General features: G+C 43.4%; 7 protein-coding genes and 1 pseudogene. 2 read left to right on the forward strand and 6 right to left on the reverse strand.

From position 1 onward, the window contains the following. The first annotated feature begins 6 nt into the window (after positions 1-6). Positions 7-858, forward strand: a complete 852-nt coding sequence (locus RB151_RS12120; protein ID WP_042843571.1) for a universal stress protein — start codon at positions 7-9, stop codon at positions 856-858. A gap of 206 nt (positions 859-1,064) precedes the next feature. Here RB151_RS12120 and RB151_RS23060 read toward each other — a convergent pair. From RB151_RS23060 to guaB, 5 genes and pseudogenes are all read right to left on the reverse strand, one after another. Beyond that, a pseudogene (locus tag RB151_RS23060) lies at positions 1,065-1,333 on the reverse strand (tyrosine-type recombinase/integrase); the annotation flags it as partial. 384 nt (positions 1,334-1,717) lie between these two features. Continuing rightward, positions 1,718-3,670, reverse strand: a complete 1,953-nt coding sequence (locus RB151_RS12130) for a DUF262 domain-containing protein (protein ID WP_071548140.1) — start codon at positions 3,668-3,670, stop codon at positions 1,718-1,720. Beyond that, complete coding sequence (locus RB151_RS12135; RefSeq protein WP_042843568.1) at positions 3,667-4,947, reverse strand: DUF262 domain-containing protein; 1,281 nt, start codon at positions 4,945-4,947, stop codon at positions 3,667-3,669. The genes RB151_RS12130 and RB151_RS12135 overlap by 4 nt, the downstream gene beginning before the upstream one ends. Before the next feature lie 383 nt (positions 4,948-5,330). Beyond that, on the reverse strand, positions 5,331-6,908 hold the full coding sequence (gene guaA / locus RB151_RS12140; RefSeq protein WP_071548141.1) for a glutamine-hydrolyzing GMP synthase: 1,578 nt from the start codon (positions 6,906-6,908) through the stop codon (positions 5,331-5,333). A gap of 83 nt (positions 6,909-6,991) precedes the next feature. Further along, on the reverse strand, positions 6,992-8,458 hold the full coding sequence (gene guaB, locus RB151_RS12145; protein ID WP_042843566.1) for an IMP dehydrogenase: 1,467 nt from the start codon (positions 8,456-8,458) through the stop codon (positions 6,992-6,994). Positions 8,459-8,629: 171 nt separating this feature from the next. Here guaB and xseA point away from each other — a divergent pair, with 171 nt between their 5' ends. Then, on the forward strand, positions 8,630-9,997 hold the full coding sequence (xseA, locus tag RB151_RS12155) for an exodeoxyribonuclease VII large subunit (RefSeq protein ID WP_071548142.1): 1,368 nt from the start codon (positions 8,630-8,632) through the stop codon (positions 9,995-9,997). A gap of 62 nt (positions 9,998-10,059) precedes the next feature. Here the strand turns inward: xseA and RB151_RS12160 are convergent, their stop codons facing one another. Beyond that, complete coding sequence (locus RB151_RS12160; RefSeq protein WP_071548143.1) at positions 10,060-12,318, reverse strand: TonB-dependent receptor domain-containing protein; 2,259 nt, start codon at positions 12,316-12,318, stop codon at positions 10,060-10,062. Positions 12,319-12,434 lie beyond the last annotated feature (116 nt).

The raw sequence follows: 12,434 nt of genomic DNA on the forward strand, positions 1-12,434 counted from the left end.
AAACTTATGAATAAGATAATTACCTGTATTGATGGCTCTGCGGTTTCTGATCAGGTATGTGCAGCCGCTTGTTGGTCTGCTAAACAGTTGAATAAACCTGTTTTGCTACTGCATGCTATTGAAAAAAATCACTCACCAGCTACAGAAGATTTAAGTGGAGCCATTGGCCTTGGCGCCCGCTCTTCACTTCTCAATGAAATGGCCGCTTTAGACGAACAACGCAGTAAAGTTGCTTTATCCCTTGGTAAGGAAATCTTGGCACACTCCAAGGCTCTTTTGGTTGCCAACGGTTGCCATGATGTTGAAAAAACACAGCGTCACAGTGGTATTGTTGAAGCCATTTGTGCTCTTGAAAATGATGCAAGACTCATTATTATTGGGAAGTCTGGTCAACAACATGCTGGAGATTTCAAGACACTTGGCTCTCATATTGAACAAATTATTCGTAGAGTCCACACACCAATACTAATTGCGAATCAGTCATTTAAAACACCTAGAAGCTTTATGCTTGCTTATGATGGCAGAGAAACTGCGGACCAAGCCGTGCAACGTATTATTGAAGGTGGGCTGTTACATGATTTGACCTGCCATTTAGTCACTGTAAAAAATAGCGCACCAAACATAGAAAAAAAATTCCAGCAAACGAAAGAGTTATTAACTAATAGCGGCTTTGAGGTGAAAGCTAGTTTATTAGAAGGGAAAATTTTTGATGCTTTAATGAAGTACAAAGAAAGCAGTGGTGTTAATATGCTTGTGATGGGTGCTTTTTCTCACTCTAAATTAGCAAGTATATTTTTAGGTAGTAATACAATGGAAATGATTGAGCAAACAGAAATACCTATGATTGTTTTGCGCTAACTTTGTTCTACTTTGCAAAAATGTGTATTTTTTAACTTTGTAATTGGAGAGATTGATTAGCCCTCTGTAGATTATAGGCGGTCCGTGACCGTCTTTCTTCGTAGCAATTAGCTCGGTATCGCATACCGAATGGTGTCCAAGGCTTGCTTAAAGTCCTCCGGCATCGTTCGGCCAGTTTCAGCGTAGTGGTACATGACCCTGATTTATTCAGGCGTCAGAGTTCGATCTCTCTGCTCAAACCTAGCAATACTTACTGGCCTTACCAACTCTGCTAGGTTCTCAACCTTCTAGCCTCGCTCAGTAGCCTACCGGTATATCTGGAGTATAATCTCACGCGCAATGAGTCACTGTTGCGGGCCTTCTCCTTCGCTGGCGACTTTCCATCGGCGACCATCCACTTGGCTTCACCAAGTCACTCACGGGCTTTTGCCATAGTGATACCCCCAACGCCATAGCGACCAAAGGTGAACGACTCTTATCTGCCATTAATGGCATCTGCTTGCGATAATACCAACTTTAATACCCCATTCAACTTGTGCTTGACGCTGCTAATCAGTGCCAGATACGGCAAGCTATAAAAACAAAAAAGCCCACTTTTACATGGGCTTAAATCGTTATTTTGCTAGTCAGTGCCAGCTAATTCTTATTGCAGGATTATTCCCACTCGATGATTAATGCTGTCTTAAAACACTATAAAATCAATAAAATAGCATTATCTCTGCATGTCGATACCATACAAAATACCATGGTAAGAAAACTTGGAGACTGTACTGATCGTGTCGCCCGACGCAAAACGCTTTTAGACTGACAACTTGCACACCACAAAGGATATTCGTCCAAAAGCGGTTATTCAAAGAAGTCAACGCCCTGGGTTGGATCTTCCGCTTGCCTCCACCAGACTTACATCATCACGAAGCAATGTCACCATCGCTTCATGATGTGCTGTTATCTGCTGATCGTCCCAGTTTGTATTTCGGGTGATTTCCGCCATTCTCTTGAGCTTGGGACTTTGAAGTTCAATTGTATCCTTGAAGTTTTCGGCCTTCGCTCTGGGGAGGCTATTGCTGAATTTTGAGTTCGCGCTGACGCTTACGAGCGCGAGGTTGCCAAGCAGGTTAAGGCTAGAACCTGAAACAACCGCGCCCGACTGTTCTTTGTCAGGATGCTGTGGATAGAAGTGCTCAATGGAAGTTCTGAACTGAAATTTGAAATCTCGTTTTGAGGAGTCACTCAACAGAAGATAGTCGAGATACGAAAAGACGATACGGCTGATACCAAACCCTTGTGGTTGCTGATCTTTCTCAAAGGAGAATGTCTCTTTAACCTTGCTGCGGGCATATCCCTTCAACAAATCGGCAAGATCCGCATGTTTCACGTCTCGAGGGGCTTTAACGGAGAGCCAGCGAAGAACTTTGGTAATCCAGTGCATCGTTCGCGGAGAAGTGTAGGTAATCCGAAGCATGGACTGAAGCAGCAATACATCTCGGGTATGTGGGTCAGCACTCCCGTCCTCCTCTAAGCTTCCATTGCTGGCCGAGAAAACATGGATGTACGTCGGGGTTGGCTTCTTGTCCCCGCCTCCTTTTTTCAGTCGCTGGAGAGACCAATCGCCATCGTCACCGATGTTTGCCGTGAATTGACGCTTCAAGATGAAGCCATCGAAGAGGTTGCGGCACTTGAGAAGCATAAATGCAAAACTACGCACCCAATCGGCTTTAGCATCGGGTACATTATTTACGGCGTCGTCAAATGACTTGATGAGGCGCTTGTCGTCAAGCAGGCCTTCGTCTTCGACCTCATCGCCTTTCATAATTCTTAGAACGTGTAGCAGAAAGGCCGGAAACTCAATAGTCGAACGAAACCGCTCGTTGCCCTCGTCTTCAGTGGAATTTGACTCGAGCTCTTTAGCGTATTTTGACAACGCCTCATCCAAGGACAACGATACCCCTTCGGAGGATTGCCTTGATGAATTAATGCCGGATTGCGGACGACTTTCCATTAGCGAAGCGAAGCTGGTCACCTCCAGCCAGGACCATTCATCACCAAATACTTTGTTTCGCAAACTTGTGTCACCACGGGTCAGAGACATCTGGACATAAGAATCCATGTCAGCACAGGAATCCCAAACCCACGCAAAGCATTCGCGTTCATATTGATTGGGCAGTTTGCTCATCAGGCGAGCCTTAACAATATCAACCTGCTTGAGTTGCTGCCCACGAGTGTTCATGATCTCGAAGTAGCGATTGAGGTCGGTATTGGGTGGCAGCGAGGCACGGACGACAGTCACCTTCGTTAGCAAGAAATCGGAGAATTTTTCGCGTGAGCGATTAAGGTTTTCATTTTGTTTGAAGAACTGATTGATGATGCTGTAGCCTTCATGAATGCCAGCATCTGCATTACTCGTGGAGCCCTGCGGTCGAACGTGCTCCTTAGCCGCCTCCTGTGCTACTCGCAGCAGGGCCTCAGTTGCCCGTGCGCGCGACTCATATTGCAAGTGGCCTGCATGGCCAACCGACGGCTTCTCACCCTCACCGTCTTGCTCCAGGAAGGTCAGAAGCAGATAGAGGGTTGTAAGTCGTTGTTGTCCATCTATGACCTCGAACTCATCCTCTCTACCCCGCTTGATTACAACAAGGTTCCCAAGAAAATAGTTGTCCTGGCCCCCTACTACCGAGTCTTGAATATCGCTAATAAGTTGCTCAATCTGTTCGGCCCGCCAAGCATAGTTCCGTTGATAAATAGGAATCAGATAATTGTCAGTGAATAACTTGCCTACTGTTAACAGTTCAGGTTTCAACTCCTTCTTGCTCATTGCAGCCCCTTGATAAAAGCAACGAGTTCCTTTTCGTGGTTATCGCTGTATGGCTTACTTGCTATTGGAAGTTTGCGGACAACACTTCCAGTCATCGCGTTACGTAGCAAAACAAAAGGCGATTTATTTGCATCGTTTTTACCTCGCGCTCGGTTGTCAGCAGATACAAATTGCACACGAAGTAACTCGACCCGCAAGGCATATGCCCATGCGAATAACCTATTTCGCACTTCATCTACATCTTCATCGCCAAACTTGTTTGTATAGCAAAGCAGCGCGGCAATGAACAATTCGTACACGTAGCGGTAGCGACTTTGAGATGGGCCAAAGTTTTTGAAACCTCTGTCAATAACCTCTTGTTCCAGTATCTTCAATTCGTCAAGCATGAATGTCACCATCTCGAAAAATGAGCGTCCTGCGATTATCGGGGCATCAAGCTGAAAGCGGCTGCGCCCGGCATTTCGTGCATCATGTGTAGAGGATACCGACCATGCACTTAGAAGTGGCATAGCGGCTTGTGCTGCAAGGTGATATCGCAGATTTGGCGAAAATGACCTGTGGGATCGTGATGAAATGCCCTTGAACATGCCGATGTCCCGAATAGTAAATTCGAGCGAGCTTTCGCCTCGTGACCACTTGGATATCCGGTATAAAAAAGTAGAAAAAAGCCTGTCCAGATCCTCATCGTTTACGGCTTCCCAAGCCTCAACGACAGCCACTTTCATAGCTGCGGACTCATCGTGCATTTCGCGCAGGTGGTGTGCTTTGAGCAAGTCGTGAGGGGCAAGCGGTTTGCCGCGATAGTTCTGGGAATCAAAGACACGAAATGCCTCATCAATATCGTCCGTCACAATACGCACCAACTGACATTTGTGACAGATAAAATCCAAAAACTCTTTTTTATCTTCCAACTGCGACAGGCGCCTTTGAAGCTCTATCCAAACTAGGGAGACAGGGGTTTCGCTGTTACCAGACATCGAAATTTGATGATTTATCGGATCTAAGGCCGCAAGAATCATTCGCAAAGTCAGCAGGCGCTGCTGCCCGTCGACTACATTGAGATACTCACCATCATCGTGAAGAATGATTGCACCCAAAACATAGGGAATATCTTTTCGTTCGGTATCTCGAAGAGCTTCGCTGATATCATCCACCAGTTGTAGAGCAGTCGATACATCCCAACTGTATGGGCGTTGATAGTTCGGTATCCGAAGGCCTTGCTTGAGTAGTTCATCCACGGTGACTGCACTAACACCGTTCTCTCCGTTAATCGCCATTCCTATGTCCCTTCATTGACGCTTTTCTATTTTCTCAGCGTATTTTCCGCAAACTTTATTCACCTATATGGATACTTCGATTCCGAGTGGCGGCTGTCTTGTTCACAATTTCTATCACGAGGTGCTCCTCTGGCGCATATTTAACGATCTGGGGCATAGGTCGAGAGAGCGGTTCTGATCAAAGCGAGCATCGATGGCATCAGCACAGCGCTGCAATGCACCCGGTTGTCGATACCATGGCATTTGCTGATACGGTCACATGGTATTTGCTATATCTTCGGTTCAGCGTCGGCCTTAAACCATAAAAAATGCCATTGATAATGCAGTCAATATCATCAATGGCACTCACTAAATCAAATAAAACAATAGGCTAAATAATAGCCTCACTCCCACTCAATTGTTGCTGGTGGTTTACCACTAATATCATATACGACCCTAGAAATACCGCTAATTTCATTGATAATGCGGTTTGATACACGGCCTAAGAAATCATATGGTAAATGCGCCCAATGAGCGGTCATAAAGTCAATAGTCTCAACAGCACGCAGAGAAACAACCCAATCGTATTTACGACCATCTCCCATCACACCGACGGAGCGAACAGGTAAAAACACGGTAAATGCTTGGCTAACTTTATGGTATAAATCTGCCTTATGCAGTTCTTCAATAAAGATAGCATCTGCGCGGCGTAGTAAATCACAATATTCTTTCTTAACTTCGCCGAGTACACGAACGCCTAAGCCTGGTCCTGGGAATGGATGGCGATATAACATGTCGTATGGCAGGCCCAGTTCAAGACCGATTTTACGTACTTCATCTTTAAACAGTTCTTTTAACGGCTCAACCAAACCTAACTTCATGTCATCCGGTAAACCACCTACGTTATGGTGTGATTTGATAACGTGTGCCTTACCTGTCGCTGAAGCGGCGGATTCAATAACATCAGGGTAAATTGTCCCTTGTGCTAGCCATTTAATGTTAGGAAGCTTCGATGACTCTTCATCGAATACCTCGATAAATACATGGCCAATTTTCTTACGTTTAGCTTCAGGATCGCTGATCCCTGCTAATGCACTTAAGAAACGATCTTCAGCTTTAGCATGAATGATGTTCAAGTCAAATTTACCCTCGAACATTTCCATCACTTGGTCTGCTTCATTTAAACGTAATAAGCCGTTATCAACGAATACGCAGGTCAAACGCTTGCCAATTGCACGGTTTAATAACAGAGCCGTTACTGATGAATCAACGCCACCTGAAAGTGCCAGCAATACATGATCATCGCCGATTTGCTCTTTCAAGCGCGCAACCGTGTCTTCTATAATTGCCGCTGGTGTCCATAGTGCCTCACATTGGCAAATATCTTTTACAAAACGTTTTAAGATATTTAAACCTTGGTGTGTGTGAGTAACTTCTGGGTGGAATTGAACCCCATAGAACCTTTTTTCCTCATTTGCCATGATGGCATATGGGCAGCTTGGTGTGCTTGCGATCGTTTTGAAGTCCGCTGGAATCGCAGTCACTTTATCTCCATGACTCATCCACACATCTAAAACAGGCTTGCCAGCTTCATTCAATGAATCATGAATATCACGGAACAGTTCACATTGCTCAGTAACTTCTACATTTGCATAGCCGAATTCACGCTCGCCTGAAACCTCAACTGCGCCACCTAATTGCATTGACATTGTTTGCATGCCATAGCAAATACCTAATACAGGTATGCCTGCATTGAACACGTAGTCAGGAGCGCGTGGGCTATCTGATTCCGTGGTGCTTTCTGGCCCACCAGAAAGAATAATACCATTTGGATTAAATTCTCGAATTTGCTCTTCTGTAACGTCCCACGCCCAGAGTTCACAATAAACGCCAATTTCACGGATACGACGGGCAATCAGCTGTGTATATTGCGAACCGAAGTCAAGGATAAGAATGCGATGCTTATGGATATTTGTTGTCATTTGAGGAGAATTCCAAAAATTCAAGTCAAAAATAAAATCGGTGGTGCGTATTAATTAACCGCACCACCCTGAAACGTTATCGATTATTGCCCCAAACGGTAGTTCGGAGATTCTTTTGTGATAGTAACGTCATGAACGTGGCTTTCTTGGATACCAGCACCACTAATACGAACAAATTCTGCTTTTGTTCTTAACGCATCAATAGTACCACAACCTGTCAGCCCCATACAGGAGCGTAGCCCGCCCATTTGTTGATGAATAATTTCTTTTAAGCGGCCTTTATACGCCACACGGCCTTCAATCCCCTCAGGGACAAGTTTGTCAGCCGCATTATCAGATTGGAAATAACGGTCTGAAGAACCTTTAGACATAGCTCCTAATGAACCCATACCACGGTATGCTTTATAGGTACGACCTTGGAATAAAATAGTTTCTCCTGGCGATTCTTCAGTCCCCGCAAACATAGAGCCAACCATGACACAAGCTGCCCCAGCGGCAATCGCTTTAGAAATATCACCAGAAAAACGAATTCCCCCATCTGCAATCACAGGGATACCAGTGCCAGCCAATGCCTCTGCCGCTTCTGCAATAGCAGTGATTTGAGGAACCCCAACACCAGTAACAATACGTGTAGTACAAATAGAACCTGGGCCAATCCCTACTTTTACAGCACTAACGCCTGCCTCTGCCAATGCTTTTGCACCTTCGGCTGTCGCAACGTTACCACCAATAATTTGTAATTCTGGGTATTTTTGACGCGTTTCACGAATACGCTGTAATACACCTTCAGAGTGACCATGAGATGAGTCAATCAATAATACATCAACGCCAGCAGCAACCAGCGCGTCAACACGCTCTTCGTTACCTGCTCCGGCACCAACGGCTGCGCCAACACGTAAACGCCCCTGTTCGTCCTTACAAGCATTAGGCTTACGTTCTGCTTTTTGGAAATCTTTAACGGTGATCATCCCTAACAAATGAAAGTTATCATCAATCACTAAGGCTTTTTCTACACGTTTTTCATGCATTTTTTGTAACACGACTTCACGCGCTTCGCCTTCTTTCACAGTAACTAAACGCTCTTTCGGCGTCATTACCGCAGTAACTGGCTGGTCAAGGTCAGTGACGAAACGGACATCACGGCCAGTAATAATCCCCACTAATGAATTGTCTTTAGCTACCACAGGGTAACCTGCGAAACCATTGCGTTCAGACAACTCTTGTACCTGACGAATTGTTGTATCTGGCGTCACCGTAACAGGGTCTGTCACGACGCCACTTTCATGTTTTTTCACACGGCGGACTTCTTCCGCTTGGCGCTCGATGGTCATGTTTTTGTGGATAAAACCGATACCGCCTTCTTGAGCTAGCGCGATTGCAAGATCAGATTCAGTAACGGTGTCCATGGCTGCAGAAAGCATAGGAATGTTTAGGCGGATGTTTGCAGTCAGTTGAGTTGATAAATCTGCAGTATTTGGCAATACCGTTGAGTGTGCAGGAACGAGTAAAACGTCGTCGAAAGTTAGTGCTTCTTTTTTAATGCGTAACATAGGCAATATCCCACCAGGCAGCGTTATGGAAAGGTATAAAATATTGCCGCGGAATTATACACACCGTAATCGGTTGCTTCCAGCCTTTTTTTGAAAAAAAACTTGATAACTCCAATGGCTACGTTAGTATCTATCAATTAAGTCCTTGTTTTAAAATTTGATCTAGCTCACATGTCGACATCACAAAATAGTGCTATTTACTCAGTTAGTAAACTAAACCAAGCGGTTCGCGAACTTCTTGATAACCAAATGGGCCGTATTTGGCTAACTGCTGAAATTTCTAATTTTTCGCAGCCAAGTTCAGGTCATTGGTATTTGACCTTGAAGGATGACCGTGCACAAGTTCGTGCAGCGATGTTTCGTGGGCAAAATGCGCGTGTTACATTTCGCCCACAAAATGGCCAACAAGTTTTAGTCAAGGCTACCGTGACTTTGTATGAGCCTCGCGGTGATTACCAATTGATCATCGAAAGCATGCAACCTGCTGGCGAAGGCTTGTTACAACAACGCTTTGAGCTTTTAAAGCAAACTCTGAATGCGCAAGGCTTGTTTGATGCCACCTATAAAAAAACTTTGCCTAGCCCAGCTAAATGCGTCGGTATTATCACTTCGGCAACCGGGGCTGCATTACATGATATTTTAAACATTTTACGCCGTCGTGACCCTTCACTGCCAATTATCATTTACCCTACAGCGGTTCAAGGTGAATTGGCACCAGCCCAAATTGCGAGAATGATTGAGCTGGCAAATTTGCGTCAGGAATGCGATGTATTAATCGTTGGTCGCGGTGGTGGTTCACTTGAAGATTTGTGGGCCTTTAATGAAGAAATCGTTGCTAGGGCTATTTTTGCTAGCCAACTGCCTATAATTAGTGCTGTTGGTCATGAAACTGACGTGACGATTGCGGATTATGTTGCCGATGTTCGAGCACCAACGCCTTCTGCCGCAGCAGAGTTAGTCAGCCGTAACCAATTAGAGATGCTACGCCAGATAAAATCAGCACAGCAACATCTTGAAATGGCAATGGATTATTACGTGGCGGGTCAACAACAAAGGTTTGCTCGTTTACATCATCGTTTACAGCAACAGCACCCGCAATTGCGTTTGGCAAGGCAACATAACCAGCTTAATTTATTGCAACAAAAACTGGCGCAGTCGATGACTCGACAACTACAAAATTCAACGGTTAAATTCGAAAAAGTTAATCGCCGTTTACTGCAAAATGATTTGCGCCCTCAATTGCAAAAACAGCAGCGACAGTTGCAGCAGACACAGTATCATTTGCAGAATATGGTCACGAGTTTGGTTAATAGTTACCGCCAACGTTTCGCAGTAGCTTGTTCAAAAATGGAAGCGGTTAGCCCATTAGCTACCTTAGCTCGCGGGTTTAGTATCAGTGAAACCGCTAAAGGTACAGTGTTGAAAAAAACCAGCCAAGTGAAAATCGGCCAACCACTGAAAACTCGCCTTAATGATGGCTGGGTTGAAAGCCAAGTTACCCATATTGAAAAGGTTAAAGCCAAAAGAGTATCGAAATGATTATTTTATCCACTTATCTCGATAAAAATAACGAGATAAGTGGTATTAAACTGATACGTTGATTAGAAACGCACCTGTCCGCCAATCATATAAGTACGCCCTCTAGCTGTTGCATTGTTTTTACCGCGTTCTTCCATAATAGCGGTAGAATTTGCACGATTTAGTGCATCCGAATAATTTTTATTCGTTACATTATTAATCGTCATCATCAATTTAACGTTTTTATTAACTTCATAGTCTGTATATAAATCAATGATTGTAGGTTGTTTTTCATACTTATCTTTTAGTGCATTTCCATCGTTATCAACGATAGACTCTACACCAATTCGTTTTGAAGGGCCGGTCCATGTAATAGTTGTACCTACGGTTAATTTTTCATCCAATAAACGCACACCTGAATCCAAGGTCACATAATAATCAGGAAGCTCAGTGAAATCTCCCGCACTAAAATCAGCAACCTTAGCTATGGAGTTAGGTTGATCCCCAGTTTCTTTGGTATAGGATAATGTTGAATAAACTATACCTGCATCATAATTAGCCTGTAATTCATAGCCACGTAGATTAACATCATGAGGCTCATTGACATACATATAGCTTTTACGCATAAATTCTGGGAATTCTTTGTCCCATACATCATCATTCATCAAACACCAAGCCAGTTCAGCATTTGATCTTGGGCGACAAAGTAAATAAGGCTTACTCGTAATATAGTCTTTAATTTTTGTATGGAACCATAATGCCTTCATATTAAACTGGTCACCTTCAAAAATTAAATCCGGTTTAAAGCTATTAAAACCAACTTGCCATGTCTGTGATTTCTCTTCTTTTAAGAATGGGTTCATTGAATTACCACCTTCTTGAGAATAAAAAACCTCTTGCGTATTCGGTGCTCTCATTGAATGCGCATAACTAACAAATGGCTGGAATTCAGGAATAATTTCTGCTGATAATAAAACTCCGGGGTTAAAACCATTACCCCGTAAATTTAAAGTCGCGGCTTCTTGTGGAAAACAAAAATCTTGATCGCCACATGCAGGTTTGAAACCTTTTAAGTGGTAATTCATATAGTTCAAATCAAAAATTGCTGTATAGATACCATACTTTGCTTCTAGTTGTGTATAGGCGCTCGCAAGATCTAACGACCCACTTGGCGAGAATGGGTTATAGTTCAACGTATCTTGGTCAATAACAGAACTAACCTCGCGCTCATATTTCGTTTTAGATAACTTAGAACCTACTTTCCATTGAAAATCAACATCACCATATGAAAACCGACTTGTATTAGAAAGATTAAGTCCATCGCCAATATTTTTAGACTTACCTTGCCTTAATGCCCAACCTAATGAGTCACCTTCAAATTGTTGGTCGTTTTTACCATGGCTCGCTAAAACCTCAACATCAATTAACTCATTCAGCGGCGTATATTTATATTTAATATAATAATCTTCACTATTAATTTTTCTTCTCGTGAGCTTATTTTGTAAGAAACGACCACTGAATTCTAATTCATGGCTGTCATTAGGTTTATATTTCAATTTGGCTAATTGCGATTGGGGCTTTTGTTTGAAAGTGGAATCAGTGGCAAACTCGTCACTATCAAACCCATCACCATTTTTATAACTACCAGGAATATTATGGCCACTAACTGCAATTAAGCCGCCAAAATAACCATCATCTTGTAATAATGTTTTCCCTGCAACCGCCACCATTCCATTATAACCGAGACCATTATCTCCCCAACTAGCTTTACTACGGAGCCCATATAAATTATCTTTAAAAATCACATCATCAATACCGATAGTGCGGAAATTTGCGCTCCCTACTAAAGCGTTAACACTATTTCCTCCATTTAATTGCCCTTTTTCTACTTCAATTTCAACAATAAAATTTGGATCAATTAAAGCGCCAAAATCATTATTTGGTTGTTGTCCATGTGTATATTGACTCGGGGAAATTCCATAATAACTCTGCGTGATACCATCAACCATCATATTCACGCGTCCAAAACCACTCAGACCACGGAGATTAACATTCACCGTTCCTTGGCTGCCATCCATTTGGGTATAAGTACCGGGCATCGTGCGGATAATTTTGTCCATCGACTGTAATTTATTTTCCGTACCAACCGCATTGTAAGCACCGGGTTTTTCTAATGCTTTGACGAGCGGGGTTTGTTTCTGCGCACCCGAAACTTTTAACTGGCTAAAATTAACCACATTATTTTTCTGTTTATTTTTCTGCTGCGTATTTTCAGCTAAAGCAACCCCTTGGTAGCTAGTGGCAATAATACCAACTACCATAATTATTGTTTTATTATTCATTAAACCATTCCTGTAAACGTACTGAGTGTCATACGCTCACATTGCTAACACAGAACAAAATAGTGCCTGTGAAAAGGCCCAGCAACAATGCCATTAATATTGTTGCTGCCCTAAGA

The sequence above is a fragment of the Providencia rettgeri genome (genome assembly GCF_001874625.1).
In the GTDB taxonomy this organism is placed as follows: domain Bacteria; phylum Pseudomonadota; class Gammaproteobacteria; order Enterobacterales; family Enterobacteriaceae; genus Providencia; species Providencia huashanensis.

Excerpts from the sequence above, each read along its gene's own strand:
- RB151_RS12120 (WP_042843571.1), top strand. The coding sequence starts at position 7 with ATGAATAAGATAATTACCTGTATTGATGGCTCTGCGGTTTCTGATCAG.
- RB151_RS12130 (WP_071548140.1), bottom strand. The coding sequence starts at position 3,670 with ATGAGCAAGAAGGAGTTGAAACCTGAACTGTTAACAGTAGGCAAGTTA.
- RB151_RS12135 (WP_042843568.1), bottom strand. The coding sequence starts at position 4,947 with ATGGCGATTAACGGAGAGAACGGTGTTAGTGCAGTCACCGTGGATGAA.
- guaA (WP_071548141.1), bottom strand. The coding sequence starts at position 6,908 with ATGACAACAAATATCCATAAGCATCGCATTCTTATCCTTGACTTCGGT.
- guaB (WP_042843566.1), bottom strand. The coding sequence starts at position 8,458 with ATGTTACGCATTAAAAAAGAAGCACTAACTTTCGACGACGTTTTACTC.
- xseA (WP_071548142.1), top strand. The coding sequence starts at position 8,630 with ATGTCGACATCACAAAATAGTGCTATTTACTCAGTTAGTAAACTAAAC.
- RB151_RS12160 (WP_071548143.1), bottom strand. The coding sequence starts at position 12,318 with ATGAATAATAAAACAATAATTATGGTAGTTGGTATTATTGCCACTAGC.